At 65.4% G+C, this 19498-nt stretch carries 17 protein-coding genes and 1 pseudogene; 13 read left to right on the top strand and 5 right to left on the bottom strand.

Annotation, left to right across the window (positions count from 1 at the left end; translation table 11 throughout):
• Window positions 1-186: 186 nt before the first annotated feature.
• The 5 genes from DEM26_RS14595 to DEM26_RS14615 all read right to left on the bottom strand — a co-directional run bounded on the left by DEM26_RS14595 (window position 187) and on the right by DEM26_RS14615 (window position 4534).
• Entirely contained in the window at window positions 187-1320 is a 1134-nt protein-coding gene (locus DEM26_RS14595) for an ABC transporter permease (RefSeq protein WP_109172718.1), read from the bottom strand.
• Window positions 1317-2291 (bottom strand): ABC transporter ATP-binding protein, encoded by a 975-nt coding sequence (locus DEM26_RS14600; RefSeq protein WP_088722585.1) that lies wholly within the window; start codon window positions 2289-2291, stop codon window positions 1317-1319. Before DEM26_RS14600 ends, DEM26_RS14595 begins: the two co-directional genes overlap by 4 nt.
• Window positions 2288-3241, bottom strand: a complete 954-nt coding sequence (locus tag DEM26_RS14605) for an HlyD family secretion protein (protein WP_109172719.1) — start codon at window positions 3239-3241, stop codon at window positions 2288-2290. The genes DEM26_RS14600 and DEM26_RS14605 overlap by 4 nt, the downstream gene beginning before the upstream one ends.
• A complete protein-coding gene (locus tag DEM26_RS14610) occupies window positions 3234-3890 on the bottom strand; it encodes a TetR/AcrR family transcriptional regulator (protein WP_075775610.1) in 657 nt (218 codons plus the stop codon). The genes DEM26_RS14605 and DEM26_RS14610 overlap by 8 nt, the downstream gene beginning before the upstream one ends.
• Before the next feature lie 248 nt (window positions 3891-4138).
• A complete protein-coding gene (locus DEM26_RS14615; RefSeq protein ID WP_109172720.1) occupies window positions 4139-4534 on the bottom strand; it encodes a (R)-mandelonitrile lyase in 396 nt (131 codons plus the stop codon).
• 662 nt (window positions 4535-5196) lie between these two features.
• On the opposite strand from DEM26_RS14615, the pseudogene DEM26_RS20890 reads away from it, so the two are divergent.
• The 13 genes and pseudogenes from DEM26_RS20890 to lpxC all read left to right on the top strand — a co-directional run.
• Window positions 5197-5421 (top strand): annotated as a pseudogene (locus DEM26_RS20890) (cyclophilin-like fold protein); the annotation flags it as partial.
• A 54-nt stretch (window positions 5422-5475) separates the two neighbouring features.
• Entirely contained in the window at window positions 5476-6714 is a 1239-nt protein-coding gene (locus DEM26_RS14620; protein WP_233243126.1) for an FAD-binding domain-containing protein, read from the top strand.
• 150 nt (window positions 6715-6864) lie between these two features.
• On the top strand, window positions 6865-8031 hold the full coding sequence (locus DEM26_RS14625; protein WP_075775608.1) for a peptidoglycan glycosyltransferase FtsW: 1167 nt from the start codon (window positions 6865-6867) through the stop codon (window positions 8029-8031).
• 18 nt (window positions 8032-8049) lie between these two features.
• The gene (locus DEM26_RS14630) at window positions 8050-9153 is read left to right on the top strand and encodes a UDP-N-acetylglucosamine--N-acetylmuramyl-(pentapeptide) pyrophosphoryl-undecaprenol N-acetylglucosamine transferase (protein WP_075775607.1); all 1104 of its coding nucleotides are present in this window, start codon (window positions 8050-8052) and stop codon (window positions 9151-9153) included.
• A complete protein-coding gene (gene murC, locus DEM26_RS14635) occupies window positions 9150-10559 on the top strand; it encodes a UDP-N-acetylmuramate--L-alanine ligase (protein ID WP_109172721.1) in 1410 nt (469 codons plus the stop codon). Before DEM26_RS14630 ends, murC begins: the two co-directional genes overlap by 4 nt.
• A gap of 84 nt (window positions 10560-10643) precedes the next feature.
• Window positions 10644-11834: an APC family permease gene (locus DEM26_RS14640; protein ID WP_109172722.1), complete on the top strand. Its 1191-nt coding sequence runs from the start codon at window positions 10644-10646 to the stop codon at window positions 11832-11834.
• Entirely contained in the window at window positions 11831-12082 is a 252-nt protein-coding gene (locus tag DEM26_RS14645) for a DUF2484 family protein (RefSeq protein ID WP_075775604.1), read from the top strand. The genes DEM26_RS14640 and DEM26_RS14645 overlap by 4 nt, the downstream gene beginning before the upstream one ends.
• Window positions 12083-12130: 48 nt before the next feature.
• Complete coding sequence (gene murB / locus DEM26_RS14650) at window positions 12131-13063, top strand: UDP-N-acetylmuramate dehydrogenase (protein ID WP_109172723.1); 933 nt, start codon at window positions 12131-12133, stop codon at window positions 13061-13063.
• Window positions 13064-13129: 66 nt separating this feature from the next.
• Entirely contained in the window at window positions 13130-14044 is a 915-nt protein-coding gene (locus DEM26_RS14655) for a D-alanine--D-alanine ligase (RefSeq protein ID WP_075775602.1), read from the top strand.
• The gene (locus DEM26_RS14660) at window positions 14032-14997 is read left to right on the top strand and encodes a cell division protein FtsQ/DivIB (protein WP_109172724.1); all 966 of its coding nucleotides are present in this window, start codon (window positions 14032-14034) and stop codon (window positions 14995-14997) included. The genes DEM26_RS14655 and DEM26_RS14660 overlap by 13 nt, the downstream gene beginning before the upstream one ends.
• Window positions 14994-16319: a cell division protein FtsA gene (ftsA, locus tag DEM26_RS14665; protein ID WP_075775601.1), complete on the top strand. Its 1326-nt coding sequence runs from the start codon at window positions 14994-14996 to the stop codon at window positions 16317-16319. Before DEM26_RS14660 ends, ftsA begins: the two co-directional genes overlap by 4 nt.
• A 269-nt stretch (window positions 16320-16588) precedes the next feature.
• Entirely contained in the window at window positions 16589-18292 is a 1704-nt protein-coding gene (gene ftsZ / locus DEM26_RS14670) for a cell division protein FtsZ (protein WP_088724887.1), read from the top strand.
• Window positions 18293-18526: 234 nt separating this feature from the next.
• The gene (lpxC, locus tag DEM26_RS14675; RefSeq protein WP_088720215.1) at window positions 18527-19447 is read left to right on the top strand and encodes a UDP-3-O-acyl-N-acetylglucosamine deacetylase; all 921 of its coding nucleotides are present in this window, start codon (window positions 18527-18529) and stop codon (window positions 19445-19447) included.
• Window positions 19448-19498: the final 51 nt, after the last annotated feature.

The following is a 19498-nucleotide window of genomic DNA, read 5'->3' on the forward strand; positions in this document are numbered from 1 at the left end:
GGTGGAGAAATTGCAAATAAGTCAGATTGCGACATGCTAACTTATTGAAAACAAATTAGGTAAGTAGGGTGAAGTTGCGAATTTTTGGTTGGCGCAACAAAAGATCTGCCCCTGACCGTCTGGTCAGGGGCTTTTCTGTTCCAGCGGGTTACGATCTTCGATCTGATTTCATTCGCTGGATCGGCATCAATCCAGCGTCTGCCGGTAGCGCAGCAGCGAGATGACGATGATCGCCACGCCGATGATCAGGATCGCGCGCAGGTCGCCGGTGATGTCAGCCAGGTGGGCGCCTTTGAGCATCACCTTGCGCACGATCCGCAGGAAATGCGTGGCCGGGATCGCCGCGCCGATTACCTGTGCCCAGCCGGGCATGCCTGCATAGGGGAACATGAACCCCGAGAGCAGGATCGTGGGCAGGATCGTCATGAAGCTCGCCTGCATCGCCTGCATCTGGGTGCGCACGAGGGTCGAGATCAGGAAGCCGAGGGCGAGGTTCACCACGATGTAGAGGTTGAAGCCGATGAAGAAGGCGAGGCCCGAGCCGAGAAACGGCACGTCGAACAGAAGCTTCCCGGCGATCAGGAACACTATGGTCTGGATGTAGCCGATCACAACATAGGGCAGGATCTTGCCCAGCATCACCTCGAGCGGTCGGACCGGTGTAGCGATCAGGGTCTCCATCGTGCCGCGCTCCGTCTCTCGTACGATCGCGATGGCCGTGATCAGCACCATGGTCATCGCGAGGATCACGGCGATCAGCCCCGGCACGATGTTCAGGGAGGTTTCGCCTGCCGGGTTGAATTGCTTGTGCACGACGACCGAGAACGGCGGCGGCTGCCCTGCGACCGGGGCGAGGGGGCCCTCGAACGTTTGCTTCACCGCGGTGTCGACGATCCCCGACAGGGCGCCTACGGCCGTCCCCACCGCCGTCGGGTCGGAGGCATCGGCGCTGACCAGCAGCTTCGGCGAGAGGCCCCGCACGATGTCGCGTTCGAAATTGGGCGGAATGACCACGACGAAATTCGCGGTGCCGTCGCGAAGCGCGCGATCACCCTCTTCGGCGCTGGTCACGATGCCCTCGAATTTGAAGTAATCCGAGGTTTCCATGCCTGACAGCACCGCGCGCGCCACCGGGCTCTCGTCGGCCATCTCGATCAGGGTCGGCAGGTGATGCGGGTCGGAATTTATGATGTAGCCGAACATGATCAGCTGCAGGATCGGGATGCCGATCATCATCGCGAAGGTCATCCGGTCGCGCCGCATCTGGATGAATTCCTTGTAGAGCACCGCTCCGAAACGCGACAGAGAGAACCAGCTCATGCGGAGGGGCCTCCGTTGACACCGAAATTGTCGGCCGCTGTCGCCATCAGGTAGATGAAGACCTCTTCAAGCTCGGCCTCTTTCTTCTCCCATTTGCGTGCGTCGTTTTCGTTCCGCTTTTCAGCGACGACCGCGTCAAGCCCGGCGCTGTCGGTCGAGGAGACATGAAGCTGGGCGCCGAACCGCGCCACCTGTTCGACCCTGGGATCGGCGCGCAGATCGTCTTCTAGCTGGATCAGATCGCGGCCGGAGACCCGCCAGGTGGTCAGGCCGACCTGATGGGGGATCTCGGCCGCCGGCCCGTCGATCAGCTTCTTCCCGTAGGCGATATAGGCGATGTAGTCGCATTGCACCGCCTCATCCATGTAATGCGTCGAGACCAGCACCGTGACGCCCTGCTTGCTGAGCTGGCGGATCTCGTCCCAGAAGTCGCGTCGCGCCTTCGGGTCGACCCCGGCGGTGGGTTCGTCGAGCAAGAGGAGCGCGGGTTTGTGCTGCATGCACGCAGCCAGCGCGAGGCGCTGTTTCCAGCCCCCCGACAGCGTGCCTGCCAACTGCTTGCCGCGCCCCTCGAGGCCGAGCGTGCGCAACGTCTCGTCCACCACCTTCTTGCGGTTTTTCACCCGATACATCCGCGCCATGAAGTCGAGGTTCTCACGGATCGTCAGATCGCCATAGAGCGAGAACTTCTGCGTCATGTAGCCGACGTTTTCCTTGATCAGGCGCGCGTCCTTGCGAATGTCGTAGCCAAGGGTGTGACCTTCGCCACCATCGGGGGTGAGCAGGGCGCACATCATCCGGATCGTGGTGGTCTTGCCTGAGCCGTTGGGTCCGATAAAGCCGTAGATCGCGCCTTTCGGCACCGACATGTCCACCGCGTCCACGACCTTTTTGCCACCATAGATTTTCGTCAGCCCGCGCACTTCGATCGCGGGTTCGGGCTCGGAGGTCGCGGCGGGCGTCGTGGTCATTTCACTCGCCTCAGGCTGACCGGCTGGCCGGGCAGGAGCGTCGCGCCCGCAGGAATGCGCGCCTCGGCGCGGAACACCAGCCGCGACCGTTCTTCGCGGGAATAGATGATTGGCGGCGTGTATTGCGGCTCGGAAGCCATCTTGCTGATCGTCACCTTGATGCCGGTGTCACAGCCGTCGCACTCCATCTCCAGCTGATCGCCGAGCGCAAAGTCGGCGCGTTCGGCCTCGGGCAGGAAGAACAGGACCTTGAGCGCGTTCGGCGGCAGGATCGACAGCACGGGCGCCCCCGCTGCGGCCACTTCCCCGGCCTTGTAATAGACCGTCTCGATCCGCCCCTCCACCGGCGCGGCGACCGTCATGTCATCGAGTTGCGACCGCGCGAGATCGGCATCGGCCTGTGCTGCCTCGAGGGTTTTCTGGGCAGCGAGAAGCTGTGCGCTGCGCGCGGGCAGGGCGGCCACTTCGAGCTGAGCCTTGAGTTGGGCGACCTGCGCCTCGGCCTCTTCGAGCGCAGCGCGGTCGACATCCACCTTGGCCTGCGCGACGATCTCGCGGGCGAACAGATCTTCGGTGCGCTTCAAAGCGGATTCCGCGAGATTGCGATGCGCGATGGCCTGTTCCAGCGAGGCCTTGATTACCTCGATCTCCGGGTCGCGAGATCCGGTTTCGAGGTTGTTCAGATTGGCGCTCGCGGTCCCGATCTTGGCTTCGGCGGCGCGGACCGCAGCCTGCTGCTTGGTCGAATCCATGTCGAACAGGAACTGGTCGGCCTTCACCGTGTCGCCTTCCACCACCGCCAGCGTCTTGATGCGTCCGGTGACCGAGGGGGCGACGTAGACGTATTCGCCTTCGACATAGCCCGAGTAATGCGGCACCGGGGCGTTCCCGTAGCCGGGAATGATCGCGGCGAGCAGTGCGCTGATCCAGGCGAGGATGGTATCAAGCATCGGTCGAACCTTCTGTGGACAGGAAAACGCCGTGGAACAGGATATCGAGGTGGTTCTCGATCAACTGGTCGATCGCGAGCCCCCCCTCCGGCACGACGTTGAAGATTTCCGCAAGCAAGAGATGCACGACGATCGGACCGATGACCGAGCGCAGGGTCAGTTCGGGATCGACCGGGCGTAATTGGCCTGACGCTATGCCCTGCCGCACCATTTCAGTCGCTGCGGGCAGGACGTGGTCGAACACCTCGCGCCGATACATCGCGGCGATCTCGGGGGCGACGACGGCTTCGCGGATCACGACCTTGGGGATCGCCAGCACCTTCGGGTCCGAAAGCGAGGTCGCGATCAGCGAGAACAGCGCGCGCAACGTGCCGCGCGCGTCGTCGGAGCTCAGTTCGACAAGGGCTTGCGCCCGCGCGGCGATCGGAGAGACAGCCCGCCGCACCAAGCCTTCGAGAATGGCCTGTTTCGAGGGGAAATAGAGGTAGACCGCCCCCTTGGAGAGCCCTGCGGTCTTGGCGATCTGGGCCACGGACGTATGGGCGTATCCCTTCTCTTCGAAGAGCGTGAGGGCCGCGTCGAGCACCTCGTCGGGCCGCGCCTCGGCGCGACGGCGGAATTTGGGCTCGGGCGAGTCGGAGGTCGTCATGGAAAGAAAGTAACTGACCGGTCGGTCAGTAGCAATGACTTTGAATACTTCCTCGCCGGTTCAATGCAGTCCGCGAAAGAGTAGGGCTCGGTGCCGGCCATGCTGTGGTCGCTGGATAAAGGTGCGGTCGGGAGTGCGGGAGATGGAGAGCGGATCCAGCCGCTTGCGACGAGCGGTACTCGCGGAAGCCGCTCGCATCGTTTCGTTCTTGGAGAGAAGGCCGAGCCGCGCGGGCCCGGCCATCAGGGTCAGCCGTTATAGTCTTCGTCGGCGACTTTCTCGAGCCAGGTGACCGGCGAGCCGTCGATGCTCTCCTGAATCGCGATATGGCTCATCGCGGTGTCGGAAGAGGCGCCGTGCCAGTGCTTTTCGCCTGCCGGGAACCAGACGACATCGCCCTGGCTGATCTCTTCGACGGGGCCGCCTTCGCGCTGGACGCGGCCGCGCCCGAAGGTGACGATCAGGGTCTGGCCCGCCGGGTGGGTATGCCATGCGGTGCGTGCGCCGGGCTCGAACGTGACATGGCTGCCCGAGGTGCGGCCGGGCTCTTCGGCCTGAAACAGCGGGTCGAGGCGGACGGTGCCGGTGAACCAGTCTTCGGGACCCTGCATCGAGGCGTTGGTGCCGGAGCGAATGATCTTCATGGGAAAACTCCTTTCTTGGGGGAGGGGGGTGCGGGGCTCAGCCGCGCAGGTTCTCGAAATCAGAGCTGCCCGCCATAGACGGGATGTTTGAAGTTCACGACTTCGGTTCATGACCTGCAACCTAGTGCGGCAGGGGCGACAGGATAATCGGTGGAATATTTACAGCACTCATGAGCAAGAGCCATGAATGTGCAGGTTCATTCAACCGAGCGTGATAATGGGAGCCCGGTCAACTGCGCTTGCGCAGGGCTTCCAGAACCGCCCCGAAGGCGGAGGACGGGCGCTGTCGGCTGGGGTAATAGAGGTGGCGCGTGGTTCATGACGTCCACGGATTATACAGTGCGTCATTTCAGGTAGCCTGCGTCGCTACCTGCGCGCCCCAGGTCGCAACAGCTGAGCGCCGTTCATCTGTGGCAGTATTGCCTCCAGCAGCGTGAGGCACCGGCCATGCGCTTTCCGAGGTTTCTCAGACCCGTCGCGGCGCTGTTAACGTCGCGAGCATGGCCAGCGATCAGGAAGCGAAAGGAGACAGCATGATCCCGATCATAGTGACCGTGACCGCAGGCGAGACGGTGCTGACCGCGAAGCTGGACGACACGCCCGCGGGGGCGCGATTTCGCGAGCCTGATCCGCTGGGGCTGACCCTGTGAGACGCCCACGGCGTCGAGAAGATCGCCGACCTTCCGCGCGAACTCGACACGACCAACGCGCCTCGGAGCTATGAGCCGAAGACGGGCGACATCACGCTTGATGCGCCGTGGGGCAATCTCGCGATCTTCTACAAGCCCTTCGCTAACTCGCCGGGCCTCGTGCGGCTGGGTACGTTCGACGGGTCGGTCGAGGTGCTGATGAGCAACCCGACGGTGCGGTTCGAACTGGCCGAGTGATCGCATATCTTCTTCGCGGCGTAGATCGGTAGTCCTGACCCAAAAGGAGACGCCGTGACTGTAGCCGAGCCTTTGCCATGTCCCGCCGCCACCCGCGCTGCGGGCGAAGAGCGCCTCGCGCGCTTCACGCCGAGGATGGGCGCGGCTTACGCGCAGGGGCGTAATTTCGATCACGGGGCCGGTCGGCACAGGGATGTCTCGCAACTCTCTCCCTATCTGCGCCGCCGTCTTGTGCTGGAGCGGGATGCGGTGGCGCGGGCACTGGACGCGCATGGGGCAAAAGCTGCCGAGAAATTCGTGCAGGAGGTTCTCTGGCGAGGCTATTTCAAAGGCTGGATGGAGCATCGTCCGGCAATCTGGATGCGCTATCGCGACGGCTTGGCGCACGACCTCGCGACGCTCGAGGATAACCCCAAGCTAGAGGCGCGTGTGAACGACTTCGAGGCGGGACGCAGCGGTATCGCCTGTTTCGACGCCTGGGCGACAGAGCTGCGCGAGACCGGTTATCTGCACAACCACGCCCGGATGTGGTTCGCCTCGATCTGGATTTTCACGCTTCGGCTGCCGTGGCGGATCGGGGCGGATTTCTTCTATCGCAACCTGCTCGATGGCGATCCGGCCTCGAACACGCTCAGCTGGCGCTGGGTGGCGGGGCTGCATACGCGGGGCAAGTTCTATGCCGCCGAAGCTGCCAATATCGCGCGCTATACCGGCGGGCGGTTCGCGCCCGATCCCGCACAATTTGCGGCGGTGAGTGCGGGGCTGGAGGCGCAAGAGCCAGAGGGGCTGCCCCCGGTCGCCCCGTTACGCGCGCCGCGCGCCCCGCAGCCGGGGCTGCCCACGGCGCTTCTGATTACCGAGGAAGACTGCCGCGTCGAGGATTTCGATCTGGGCGCGCTCGACCTGCGCGGGGTGGCGACCGTCAGCGCAAGCCATCTGCGCTCGCCGCGCGCGGTGGCCGAACATGTCGCCCGGTTCGAGCGTGACGCGCTCGCCGATGCTACGGTTCGCTCAGGAATCTCTGAAGGGCGGCCCATGGGGGCCGACGATCTGGCCGTGCTCGTGGAATGGGCGCTAAGCCTTGGTGCCAAGCAGATCGTCACGCCCTTTATCCCGGTCGGCCCGCTTGGCGACTGGCGGGAGAGGGCGGACGCGGCGCTGCGCCAGCACGGTATTGCGCTGTGCGAGGTCAATAGGGATTGGGATCGCGCTATCTGGCCCCATGCCACGGCCGGTTTCTTCAAGATCAAGAAGAAGCTCCCGCGCATCCTCGAGGAGCTTGACCTGACCTGAGAGCGGTGGCCATCGCGCCTGCCCTTGCCGATCATCGCCGAGTGATCGCGTCGCAGTTGAATTTTCCTAGTCATCTCAAAGCTTTTGGGCTACGATTCCATTCAGACCCGGAAAACGGGCGTATTCGAGGCAGTAACGGCAGTATAGCCCATGACAGAAATGGCATTCGGCACCGTCCCCGTGCGGGTCGGTGAACCCGTCTTACCGAAATGGTGGCGCACGATCGACAAATGGGCGCTCGGCGCCGTTTTGGCGTTGTTCGGCCTTGGCATGCTTCTGGGGCTCGCAGCCTCGGTGCCGCTGGCAGAGCGCAACGGACTCGAACCCTTCTATTACGTGAAACGACAGGCGGCCTTCGGCGTGTTGGCGCTGTGCGTGATGCTGGGCATCTCGATGCTCGATCCGAAACAGGTGCGCAGGCTCGGCGTGATCGGCTTCGTGGGCGCGTTCATCGCGGTGATGCTGCTGCCGGTGCTGGGCACCGATTTCGGCAAGGGCGCGGTGCGCTGGTATTCCTTCGGCTTCGCCTCGATCCAGCCCTCCGAATTCCTGAAACCCGGTTTCGTCATCATCACCGGCTGGTTCATGGCCGCAGCGCATGAGGTCGGCGGGCCGAAGGGGCGGCTCTATTCCTTCCTGCTGATGGTGATCATCGTCGTGGCGCTCGCGCTGCAGCCCGACTTCGGTCAGGCCTCGCTGGTGCTCTTCGCCTGGTCGGTAATGTATTTCATCTCGGGCGCGCCGATCGCGCTGCTGACGGGGATCGGGGCGATGACCGTCGCAGGCGGCTTCTTCGCCTATAACTTCTCGGAACACTTCGCGCGCCGGATCAACGGGTTCCTGTCGACGGATGTCGACCCGCGCACCCAGATCGGCTACGCGACGAACGCCATCCAGGAGGGCGGGTTCTTCGGCGTGGGCGTCGGGCAGGGGTCGGTGAAATGGTCGCTGCCCGATGCGCATACCGACTTCATCATCGCGGTCGCCGCCGAGGAATACGGCCTCATCCTTGTCCTCGTCATCATCGCGCTCTACGCGACGGTCGTGATCCGGTCGCTGCTGCGCCTGATGCGGGAGCGCGACCCGTTCACCCGGCTCGCAGGCGCGGGTCTGGCATGCGCCTTCGGCGTTCAGGCGATCATCAACATGGGCGTCGCGGTGCGCCTTCTGCCCGCGAAAGGCATGACTTTGCCGTTCGTCAGTTACGGGGGCTCTTCGGTCATTGCTTCGGGGATTGCGGTGGGTATGTTGCTCGCGCTGACTCGGACCCGGCCGCAGGGGCAGATTTCGGATATTCTCGCCCGGCGCGGTCGCTAAAACCCTCAGGAGGGGGACATGGCCAAGGACACGACCCCGCTACTGCTGATCGCCGCTGGCGGCACCGGCGGGCACATGTTCCCCGCACAGGCGCTGGCCGAGGCGATGGTGCGCCGGGGCTGGCGCGTCAAGCTGTCCACGGATGCACGCGGGGCGCGCTACGCGGGCGGCTTTCCTCATACGGTGACGGTAGAGCAGATCGCCTCGGCGACCTTCGCGCGCGGCGGGGCGCTCGGCAAGCTGGGCGTGCCCTTCAAGATCGCGGGCGGTGTGGCCTCGGCCATCCGCAAGAACCTGTCGGACAAGCCGACGGTGGTCGTGGGTTTCGGCGGCTATCCGACGATCCCGGCGCTGTCCTCGGCGGTCGCGCTCGGCATTCCGCGTGCGATCCACGAACAGAACGGCATCATGGGCAAGGTGAACCGCGTCTTCGCCAAGAGGGTGAACCGCTTCGCCTGCGGCACCTGGCCGACCGATCTGCCCGAGGGCGTGCAGGGCGAGCACACGGGCAATCCGGTGCGGGCTTCCGTGCTGGAGCGTGCGGGGGCTGCCTATATTCCACCGGGCGACTACCCGATGTCGGTCCTCGTGATCGGCGGCTCGCAGGGCGCGCGCATCCTGTCTGACACGGTTCCGGCCGCGATGGCGAGCCTGCCCGAAGCCGCCCGCGCCAATCTGCGCGTCTCTCACCAGGCGCGCCCCGAAGATCTCGACCGGGTCGTGGCCGCCTATGAGGCTGCAGGCATCACCGCCGAGGTCGAACCTTTCTTCAACGACGTGCCGCGCCGCCTCAGCGAATGTCAGCTGGTGATCTCGCGCGCGGGCGCATCATCGGTCGCGGATATCTCCGTCATCGGGCGGCCCGCGATCCTGATCCCATATGCCGCCGCCGCTGGCGATCACCAAGCGGCCAATGCGCGCGGTCTCGCGAAGACCGGCGGCGCGATCACCATCCCCGAAAGCCAGCTCTCGGCAGAGAGCCTCGCGGATCAAATTTCACTGGTGCTGGACAACCCCGAGGGCGCTCTGCAGATGTCGCGCGCGGCCCTCTCCTACGGGGTGCCGGACGCCACCGAGCGGCTTGTCGCCCTCGTCGAAGACCTAGCAGGAAAGACTCAATGAACGCGACCAAACTGCCCGGAGAACTCGGCCCCATCCATTTCGTCGGTATCGGCGGGATCGGCATGTCCGGCATCGCCGAAGTGCTGATGACGCAGGGCTTCACGGTTCAGGGCTCGGATGCGAAATCCTCGAAAATCACCGACCGCCTGGCCACGCTGGGCGCGACCATCTTCGAAGGCCAGCGCGCCGAGAATATCGGGGAGGCTGGAGTCGTGGTGATCTCCACCGCGATCAAGCCGGGCAATCCCGAGCTGGAAGAAGCGCGCCGCCGCGGTCTTCCGGTCGTGCGCCGCGCCGAGATGCTGGCCGAGCTGATGCGCCTGAAATCGAACATCGCGATCGGCGGTACCCACGGCAAGACGACGACCACGACACTGGTCGCGACGCTTCTGGACAAGGGCAATTTCGACCCGACCGTGATCAATGGCGGGATCATCCACGCCTATGGCTCGAATGCGCGTGCAGGCGCGGGCGAGTGGATGGTGGTGGAGGCCGACGAGAGCGACGGCTCGTTCAACCGTCTGCCCGCGACCATCGCCATCGTGACCAATATCGACCCCGAGCATATGGAGCACTGGGGGTCCTTCGACGCGCTGCGCAAGGGCTTCTACGATTTCGTTTCGAACATCCCGTTCTACGGGTTGGCTGTCTGCTGCACCGATCATCCAGAGGTGCAGACGCTGGTCGGCAAGCTCAATGACCGCCGCGTCGTGACTTTCGGCTTCAACGCGCAGGCCGATATCCGCGCGATCAACCTGCATTACGAGGCGGGCGTCGCGCATTTCGACATTGCGCTGCAGGGCGAAGAGAGCAAGCCGGTGATCGAGGGCTGTACGCTGCCGATGCCGGGCGATCATAACGTCTCGAACGCGCTGGCCGCCGTCGCGGTGGCGCGCCACCTCGGGATGAAGATGGGCGAGATCAAGGAGGCGCTTGCGGGCTTCGGCGGTGTGAACCGGCGCTTCACCAAGGTGGGCGACGTGCTGGGCGGGGTGACGATCATCGACGATTACGGTCACCACCCGGTCGAGATCGCCGCGGTGCTGAAAGCGGCGCGTCAGGCGGTGAAGCCCGGTGCGCGTGTGATCGCGGTCCACCAGCCGCACCGATATTCGCGTCTGCATTCGCTGTTCGACGATTTCTGCACCTGTTTCAACGAGGCCGATGTGGTCGCCATCGCCGAGGTCTTCTCGGCGGGCGAGGAGCCGATCGAGGGGGCGACGCGCGACGATCTGGTCGCCGGTCTGATCGCGCATGGTCACCGTCATGCTCGTGCCATCTTGTCGGAAGATGATCTGGCCCGGCTGGTGCGTGAACAGGCGCGTCCCGGCGATATCGTCGTCTGCCTCGGGGCGGGGACGATCTCGACCTGGGCGAACAACCTGCCTGCGAAGCTGGGGGGCTGAGCAGGCGCCGGGGTGACCCGGCACGACATCAAAAAGGCTTGCGGCGCTGCCACGTCGTCTCATGTGGGCAAGGAAAGCCGCGCTATGCGTGACGAGGCGCATCTGAAACGTCGATTGGGTCCGTGGCTGATGACCGGCTACGGGGTCGGCGTCATGGTGGGCGCGGGTATCTACGTGCTGGTCGGCGCGGTCGCGGCGCAGGCAGGGATCTGGGCGCCGCTGGCCTTCGTGCTTGCGGGGCTGATCGCGGCCCCCTCGGCGCTTTCCTATGCCGAGCTCTCTTCGCGCATCCCCGAAGCCGCCGGGGAGGCGGCCTATGTCGAGGAAGGGCTGCGCAGCCATGCGCTGGCTCTGATCGTGGGGCTGGGCATTGTCGTGGCAGGCACGGTCTCCGCGGCGGCGGTGCTGCGCGGTGGGGCGGGGTACCTGACGCTGCTGGTGCCGTTGCCGGTCGAGGGCGTGATGATCGCCTTCGGGCTGGCGCTGATCGGCGTCGCATGCCTCGGCGTGCTCGAATCCGTCGGTCTCGCCGCGGCGCTGACACTGGTCGAGGTGGTCGGGCTCGCGCTGGTCATCTGGGCGGGGCTCTCCGCCGATCCGAGCCCCGATCTCACGCCGCTGCGCGCGCCGCACTGGGCCGGGATCGCGGCGGCCGCCTCGCTCGCTTTCTTCGCCTTCATTGGTTTCGAGGACATGGTGAACATGTCCGAGGAAATGCGCGACCCCATCCGTGACATGCCGCGCGCGATCCTCGCCGCGCTCGCGATTACCGCCGTTCTGTATCTGACCGTGAGCTATGCCGCCGTGCGTGCGGTGCCGCTGGCCGATCTCGCCCGCTCCGAACAGCCGCTGGCGCTGGTATGGCAATCGGCGGGGCACGCGCCCGGAATCCTCGCCGCGATCGCGGTGGCGGCGGCGCTGAACGGGGTGCTCGCGCAGGTGGTGATGGCGGCGCGCGTGCTGTTCGGTCTCGGTCGCCGCAGCCCCGCGCTTTCGGTTTTTCATCAGGCGCATCCGCGCTTTGGCACGCCGGTTCTCGCGACACTTCTTTGCGGCGTGGCGATGATTGCGCTTGCGCTCGCCGCCCCGGTCGAGCAATTGGCCGGTATTACCTCGAAGGTGCTTCTGGGCGTCTTCCTTCTCGTTAACTTGTCGCTCGTCGCGCTGAAAAGCCGGTCCGACTATGCGCCGTTCAAGGTGCCGATGGCGGTTCCGGTGGTGGGCGCATTGGTCGCCGGAGCGGCCCTGATTGCAGCCTTGGGAGGTTTCTCATGACCGTCTCGCTCTTTCTCGCTTGTGTCTGGGCACTCATAGCCACGCTGATCGCGATGGGACCGCGGCGGTTTCATTGGCCGGGCGCGTGGGGGCTGATCGCGGTGGGGGTGCCGCTGGTCGGCTGGGTGACCTATCAGAACGGTCCGATCTGGGGGCTGCTGGTCATGGCGGGCGGGATGTCCGTGCTGCGCTGGCCGGTCATTTTTCTCGTCCGGGCGTTGCGCGGCACGCGCGACACCGCTGAGTGAGCTCACGATCGCTTGCTTCGCCCCGCGCGCGAGGCTACGAAACGCGCCATGACCGATTGCCCCTCGACCTATACTCCGCGCGGCGCTCTGACGCCGAACCGTCCGCTTGACTCGCTGACCTGGCTTCGCGTGGGCGGCCCGGCGGACTGGCTGTTCCAGCCTGTCGACGAGGATGACCTTGCCGCCTTCCTGAAAGGCCTGCCCGAAGAGATCGCGGTCTTCCCGATGGGCGTCGGCTCGAACCTGATCGTGCGTGATGGCGGTCTGCGCGCGGTGGTGATCCGCATGGGGCGCGGTTTCAACGGCATCGACTGCGAGGGCGAGACCGTCACCGCAGGTGCGGCGGCGCTGGACGCCCATGTCGCGCGCAAAGCGGCGCAGGCGGGGCTCGATCTGACTTTCCTGCGCACGATCCCCGGGGCGATTGGTGGCGCAGTGCGGATGAACGCGGGCTGCTACGGCAGTTACGTGGCCGACCACCTGATCGAGGCGCGTGCGATCACGCGGGCAGGGCAGCGGGTCACGCTCACGCCCGCCGATCTGAACTTCGCCTATCGTCAGAGCGATCTGCCCGAGGGCTGGGTGCTGACGGGGGCGACTTTCCGCGCCGAACCCGGCGATCCGGCGGCGCTCGAGGCGCATATGGCTGAACAGCTGGCCAAGCGCGACGCGACCCAACCCACCAAGGAGCGCACGGCCGGATCGACCTTCCGCAACCCGGCGGGCTTTTCCTCGACGGGCCGCGCCGATGACACGCATGAGTTGAAGGCGTGGAAGGTCATCGACGACGCCGGCATGCGCGGCGCGCGCATCGGCGGCGCGCAAATGTCGGAAAAACACAGTAACTTTCTGATCAACACTGGCGGGGCGACCGCGGCCGATCTCGAAAATCTCGGGGAAGAGGTGCGCAAAAAGGTTGTGCAATCGAGCGGAATTTCGCTAGAGTGGGAAATCATGCGTGTAGGAGAATTCGAGGCATAAGACCTCCACCCTACAACGCAATTACCGGACGGGGGCCAACCCCCGCATGAGGCGAAAGTAGCGGGTATGTCGAGCAGGGCATCCCACCGTGTGGCGGTTCTTCTGGGCGGCCCTTCTGCTGAGCGGGAGGTGTCTCTGTCCTCGGGGCGCGAATGCGCCAAGGCATTGCGCACGGCGGGTTTCGAAGTGATCGAGATCGACGCGGGAGAGGATCTTCCGCAACGGCTGAACGATGCCGCGCCTGACTGTGTTTTCAATGCTTTGCACGGGCGCTGGGGCGAAGATGGCTGCGTTCAGGGCATGCTCGAATGGCTCCGTATCCCCTATACTCATTCCGGAGTTCTGGCCTCTGCGCTGGCCATGGACAAGGCCCGCGCCAAGCAGGCCTATGCCGCCGCGAACCTGCCCATCGTGCAATCGGTGATCGCCTCCAGGGGGGACGTGATGGCGCGGCACGTGCTGCCCGCGCCCTACGTCGTGAAGCCGAATAACGAAGGATCGTCCGTCGGCGTCTACCTGGTGATGGACGGCGCGAATTCTCCGCCGCAGCTGTCGGCCGAGATGCCCGAAGAGGTGATGGTCGAGACCTACGCCCCGGGCCGCGAATTGACCGTTTCCGTGATGGGCGAGCGCGCGCTCTGCGTGACCGAAATCATCACCGAGGGCTGGTACGACTATGACGCGAAATACCGCCCCGGCGGATCGCGTCACGTCCTTCCCGCCGAAATCCCCGTCGAGATCACCGAAGCCTGCCTCGATTACGCAATTCGCGCACATCAGGTGCTGGGCTGCCGGGGGCTCTCGCGCACCGATTTCCGCTGGGACGAGGGCAGGGGGCTCGCCGGTCTCGTGCTGCTGGAAACCAACACCCAGCCCGGCATGACGCCCACCTCGCTTTCGCCCGAACAGGCGGCCCATTGCGGCATCGACTTCCCGGAGCTTTGCGCCTGGTTGGTGGAGGACGCCTCATGCGGCCGCTGAACGGGACCCCGCCGCGCGAAGCCCCCGGGCATCGCAAAGGCCCCCCGGGCGGCCTGGCTCCTCGCGTTTACCAACGCTCCAAACGTCCCGCGCGCCGCGATCCCGCGCCGTCGCGGCTCGCTTTCAAGCTCGAACGGCTGTGGCTGACGCCCGCCGTGCGCGCCTTCACCCGGATCGGCCTTCCGCTCGTGTTGATCGTTGCGGGCCTTGGGGTATGGCTCGGCGATCCCGGCCGCCGCGCCGAGCTGGTCGCGCAGGTGCAGGATGTGAAGGACGCGATCGAGCATCGCCCCGAATTCATGGTCAAGCTGCTCAAGATCGAGGGTGCGAGCCCCGAGGTCGCGCATGCCGTGCGCGCGATGCTGCCGGTGGGGCTGCCCGCGTCCAGCTTCGACATCGACCTTGATGCCTATCGCGATACGATCCGCCGGCTCGATGCGGTGGCCGATGCGCGCCTCGTGATCCGCCCCGGCGGCGTGCTCGAGGCCGACGTGACCGAGCGTGTGCCCGCGATCCTCTGGCGGCAGCCAGCGGGTCTGGAAATGCTCGACGCCTCCGGCCACCGGGTCGCCACGCTGATTTCGCGCGACGCGCGCCCCGATCTGCCGGTGATTTCCGGCATGGGCGCGGACAAGGCGGTGCCCGAGGCGCTGGAGATCATCGCTGATGCCGGTCCGATCCTGCCGCGCCTGCGCGGGCTGGAGCGGTTGGGCGAGCGGCGCTGGGACATGGTGCTCGATCACGATCAGCGCATCATGCTCCCCGAGACCGATCCCGTCGCCGCTCTCGACCGCATCCTCGCGCTCAATACCGCCGAGGATCTGCTCGCCCGCGATTTCACCGTGATTGATTTTCGAAACAAGGACCGTCCGACGATCCGGCTCAGCGATAACGCGCTCGCCGAATTCCGCCGGGTGCAGTCAGACATTCTCAAAGCGAGGGCCACGCAATGACCGATCTCTACGAGTTCCAGCGCGCAATGCGCAACATGCGTAAGGCAGCGATGCAACGGGGCGTGATCGCGCTCCTCGATGTCGGCAGTTCCAAGATCGCCTGCCTCGTTCTGAAGTTCGACAATCCCAACGGGACCGAGGATGAAGGCTCGCTGGCGGGTCACGCCTCCGTGCGTGTGATCGGGGCCGCGACGACGCGCTCGCGCGGGGTGCGCTTCGGCGAGATCGACGCGATGGCCGAGACCGAGCGCGCGATCCGGACCGCCGTGCAGGCGGCGCAGAAGATGGCCAATACCCGTGTCGATCACGTCATCGCCTGTTTCGCGGGCGCCGAACCGCGCTCCTATGGTCTCGCCGGTGAGATCGAAGTGCAGGGCGATCAGGTCACCGAGGTGGATGTGAGCCGCGTGTTGGCGTCGTGCGATATCCCACCGCTCGGGGCAGGGCGCGAAGTGCTCCATGCGCAGCCAGTGAACTTCGCGCTCGACCATCGCTCGGGCCTGGCTGATCCGCGGGGCCATGCGGGGCAACGGCTCGCGGTCGACATGCATTTGCTGACCGTCTCCGACACTGCGATCCAGAACCTGATTTACTGCATCCGGCGCTGTGATCTCGAACTCGCGGGTATTGCGAGTTCGGCCTATGTTTCCGGCGTCTCCAGCCTTGTCGAAGACGAGCAGGAACTGGGCGCTGCCTGCATCGACATGGGCGGCGGTGCGACCGGCGTGTCGATCTTCATGAAGAAACACATGATCTATGCCGATGCGGTGCGTCTGGGTGGCGAGCATGTCACCCGCGACATCGCGGCGGGGTTGCGGGTGCCGATGTCGGTGGCCGAGCGGATCAAGACCTTCCACGGCGGCGTCGTGGCTACCGGCATGGACGATCGCGAGATGATCGAGCTGGGCGGCGACTCCGGCGACTGGGAGAAGGATCGCCGCCAGGTAAGCCGGGCCGAACTGATCGGCATCATGCGTCCGCGCGTCGAGGAAATCCTCGAAGACGTGCGTGCGATCCTCGATGCCGCAGGGTTCGAGCATCTGCCCTCGAAGCAGATCGTGCTGACCGGCGGGGCGAGCCAGATCCCCGGCCTCGACGGGCTGGCTGCGCGAATCCTCGGCCAGAATGTAAGGCTCGGGCGACCGATGCGGGTGCAGGGGCTGCCGCAGGCCGCGACCGGGGCGGGCTTCTCTTCCGTGGTGGGGCTCTCGCTTTTCGCGGCGCATCCGCAAGACGAATGGTGGGATTTCGAAATGCCGCCCGAAACGCTGGGCGGGCGCTCGCTGCGCCGGGCCATCCGCTGGTTCCGCGATAATTGGTGAAATGTTGCAAAAGTGAAAATCGACTGATCTCAGACGCCTGTCGCGCGAACTTCAAGTTCGCGTAGCGGCGGCGGTCTGACCGCACGATCCACACAATATCCTGACGTTTGCGCGAAATACCGCTGGTCACGGAATCTGGAGCTCCAGATTTTGTGGTTCGGGACGGTTTTTTGCGTGACGCTGCGGCGATTCATCGCTAAAATCGGTCTAATTTCCATCGAAATCGGCCTGGGACAGGGTCGGGCAGCAACAACAGGCGGACATACCACATGGCGTTGAATTTGATGATGTCAGAGCACGAGGACCTCAAGCCCCGGATCACCGTATTCGGCGTCGGGGGCGCGGGCGGGAACGCGGTCAACAACATGATCGAGCAGCAGCTCGAGGGCGTGGAGTTCGTGGTCGCGAATACCGACGCTCAGGCGCTGCAGCAGTCCAAGTCGCAGGCCCGGGTCCAGATGGGCACCAAGGTCACCGAGGGGCTGGGCGCAGGCGCGCGTCCCACGGTGGGCGCGGCCGCGGCTGAAGAGAGCATCGAGGCGATCGTCGATCACCTTGCCGGGGCGCATATGTGCTTCATCACCGCCGGCATGGGCGGTGGCACCGGCACCGGCGCGGCGCCGATCATCGCGCAGGCCGCGCGCGAGCTTGGCGTGCTGACCGTTGGCGTCGTGACCAAGCCCTTCCAGTTCGAAGGCTCCAAGCGGATGCGTCAGGCCGAGCAGGGCCTCGAGGAGCTCCAGAAGGTCGTCGACACGCTGATCATCATTCCGAACCAGAACCTGTTCCGTCTGGCCAACGAGAAAACCACCTTCACCGAAGCCTTCTCGATGGCCGACGACGTTCTGTATCAGGGCGTGAAAGGCGTGACCGACCTGATGGTCCGCCCGGGCCTCATCAATCTCGACTTCGCCGACGTGCGCGCGGTGATGGACGAGATGGGCAAGGCAATGATGGGCACCGGCGAAGCCACCGGCGAGGATCGCGCGGTTCAGGCGGCCGAGAAGGCGATCGCGAACCCGCTGCTCGACGAGATCTCGCTCAAGGGCGCGAAAGGCGTGCTGATCAACATTACCGGCGGCTACGACCTGACGCTGTTCGAACTCGACGAGGCGGCGAACCGGATCCGCGAAGAGGTCGACCCGGACGCAAACATCATCGTGGGTTCGACGCTGGATCCCGAGATGGAAGGCGCGATGCGCGTCTCTGTCGTCGCGACCGGCATCGACGCGCTGGCGAGCCCGGCGGAAATCCCGGTGCCGCGCCGCTCGCTGGCCGAGCCGCTGAAGCCCGCGGAAACCGCAGCCGAGGCCACCATCGAGCATGCACCCGCCGCGGCAGCCGCTCCGGCGCCGCAACCGGCACCCCAGCCTGCGCCGCAGCACGCGCCGGCGGCTCAGGCAGCCCCGCAGCCTGCGCCGCAACCGCAGCAGACCGCGCAAGAGCGGACCCTGTTCGATGCGCCCGCGGCGCGCGCCACGATGGATCAGCCGCGCGCCCACGAGGCCGCCGACGATCTGCCGCCGCCGGCCTACCGTCCGCAGCCTGCGCCGACGCAGGACCTGCATGTCGAAGACGGCGCGCATGACTATGTCGCACCGCGTCCGCGTCAGCCCGGCACCCCTTCGCCGGAGGCGCTGCGTCGCCTCGAGGCGGCGGTGAACAAGACCCCGTCGAACGCGCCCGCGCAGCGTCCGATGGCTGCGACTCGCCCCGCAGCGCAGCAGCAGCCGCAGCCGCAGGCAGAGCGTCCGCGTTTCGGGATCAACTCGCTGATCAACCGCATGACCGGTCACGGCCATGGCGAGCAGGGACACGCGCCGCAGCAGCACGCTCCGCAGCAGCCTGCGCCGCAGCCCCAGCAGCAGCGTCCGCAGACCGCTCAGCCGCGCGCGGAAGCCTACGATGACGAGCAATCCGACGATCAGGATCGCATCGAGATCCCGGCATTCCTGCGTCGTCAGGCGAATTAATCGGTCACAAAGACTTCACGAAACATCGAAAAGGGCCTGCGCGAGCGGGCCCTTTTCTATTGGAGAACAAAGGTTTACGTCCTCATACGCGGTGTTCCGCCAGATCACGGTCGCAATGTTTCAGGCCGTTACAAAGAGTGAATTGTTAACCGCGCCCTCTCTGACTAACTGATGCTGCGGCTCCCGAACCCGTGTGTTCGTTGATCGCCAGAGAAAAAAGTTGTGAGGTCTATCGTGCAGACGACGCTTGCCAAATCCGTGGCCTTTTCCGGCGTTGGGCTCCATTCGGGCGCCCCGGTCGAGATGCATGTGCATCCGGCGCCGTCGGGCCATGGCATCGTGTTCCGTCGCACCGATGTGTCCGGCGTGAACCCCCGCGTACCCGCCTTGTGGAGCAACGTGCCGAGCGCGACGCTCTGCACGCTGATCGAAAACGAGGATGGCGTCCAGGTCTCGACGATCGAGCATCTGATGGCGGCACTCGTCGGTTCTGGCATTCACAATGCGCTGATCTCGCTCGACGGGCCTGAAGTGCCGATCCTCGATGGCTCATCGGCCCCGTTCGTCGCCGAGTTCTGCGAAGCCGGTCTGCGGCACCTCGCCGCGGAACTGCGCGCGATCCGCATCCTCAAGCCGGTCGAAGTGCGCAACGGCAAGGCCGTCGCGCGACTCGAACCGGCCGCCAGCCTCGAGATCGATTTCGCGATCGACTTCACCGACGCCGCCATCGGCCGTCAGAGCAAGCGTCTCAAGATGGCCAACGGCGCCTTCGTGCGCGAGCTGATGGACAGCCGCACCTTCTGCCGCCTCGCCGATGTCGATGCGATGCGCGAGAAGGGGCTGAGCCTCGGCGGCACCTTCGAGAATGCCGTGGTCGTCGATGGCGACAAGGTTCTGAGCCCCGGCGGTTTGCGTCACGCGGACGAACCCGTGCGCCACAAGATGCTCGACGCGCTTGGCGATCTCGCGCTCGCGGGCGCGCCGATCCTCGGGCGTTATCGCGGCAACCGCGCGGGTCACGCGATGACGAACCAGCTTCTGCGGGCGCTGTTTGCGCGCCCCGATGCGTGGTGCTGGGAAACCTGCTCGCCCGCACAGGCTTACAGCCTGCCCGGAGCTGGTGTATGCTCGGCAGCGGCACTGGCATCGGCCTGAACGCATCGCGGCCCGGTCACGGGTTCGCGGGCATCGGGAAAAGGGGCGTCA

This window comes from Thioclava sp. NG1, assembly GCF_003122275.1.
Classification (GTDB): Bacteria; Pseudomonadota; Alphaproteobacteria; order Rhodobacterales; family Rhodobacteraceae; genus Thioclava; species Thioclava nitratireducens.

What these genes read in the sequence shown, in the direction of transcription:
- DEM26_RS14655 (WP_075775602.1), top strand. Translation starts at nt 13,130, where the DNA reads ATGTCGAGCAGGGCATCCCACCGTGTGGCGGTTCTTCTGGGCGGCCCT.
- DEM26_RS14645 (WP_075775604.1), top strand. Translation starts at nt 11,831, where the DNA reads ATGACCGTCTCGCTCTTTCTCGCTTGTGTCTGGGCACTCATAGCCACG.
- murC (WP_109172721.1), top strand. Translation starts at nt 9,150, where the DNA reads ATGAACGCGACCAAACTGCCCGGAGAACTCGGCCCCATCCATTTCGTC.
- DEM26_RS14640 (WP_109172722.1), top strand. Translation starts at nt 10,644, where the DNA reads ATGCGTGACGAGGCGCATCTGAAACGTCGATTGGGTCCGTGGCTGATG.
- DEM26_RS14625 (WP_075775608.1), top strand. Translation starts at nt 6,865, where the DNA reads ATGACAGAAATGGCATTCGGCACCGTCCCCGTGCGGGTCGGTGAACCC.
- DEM26_RS14630 (WP_075775607.1), top strand. Translation starts at nt 8,050, where the DNA reads ATGGCCAAGGACACGACCCCGCTACTGCTGATCGCCGCTGGCGGCACC.
- ftsA (WP_075775601.1), top strand. Translation starts at nt 14,994, where the DNA reads ATGACCGATCTCTACGAGTTCCAGCGCGCAATGCGCAACATGCGTAAG.
- murB (WP_109172723.1), top strand. Translation starts at nt 12,131, where the DNA reads ATGACCGATTGCCCCTCGACCTATACTCCGCGCGGCGCTCTGACGCCG.
- DEM26_RS14610 (WP_075775610.1), bottom strand. Translation starts at nt 3,890, where the DNA reads ATGACGACCTCCGACTCGCCCGAGCCCAAATTCCGCCGTCGCGCCGAG.
- DEM26_RS14605 (WP_109172719.1), bottom strand. Translation starts at nt 3,241, where the DNA reads ATGCTTGATACCATCCTCGCCTGGATCAGCGCACTGCTCGCCGCGATC.
- ftsZ (WP_088724887.1), top strand. Translation starts at nt 16,589, where the DNA reads ATGGCGTTGAATTTGATGATGTCAGAGCACGAGGACCTCAAGCCCCGG.
- DEM26_RS14660 (WP_109172724.1), top strand. Translation starts at nt 14,032, where the DNA reads ATGCGGCCGCTGAACGGGACCCCGCCGCGCGAAGCCCCCGGGCATCGC.
- DEM26_RS14615 (WP_109172720.1), bottom strand. Translation starts at nt 4,534, where the DNA reads ATGAAGATCATTCGCTCCGGCACCAACGCCTCGATGCAGGGTCCCGAA.
- DEM26_RS14595 (WP_109172718.1), bottom strand. Translation starts at nt 1,320, where the DNA reads ATGAGCTGGTTCTCTCTGTCGCGTTTCGGAGCGGTGCTCTACAAGGAA.
- DEM26_RS14600 (WP_088722585.1), bottom strand. Translation starts at nt 2,291, where the DNA reads ATGACCACGACGCCCGCCGCGACCTCCGAGCCCGAACCCGCGATCGAA.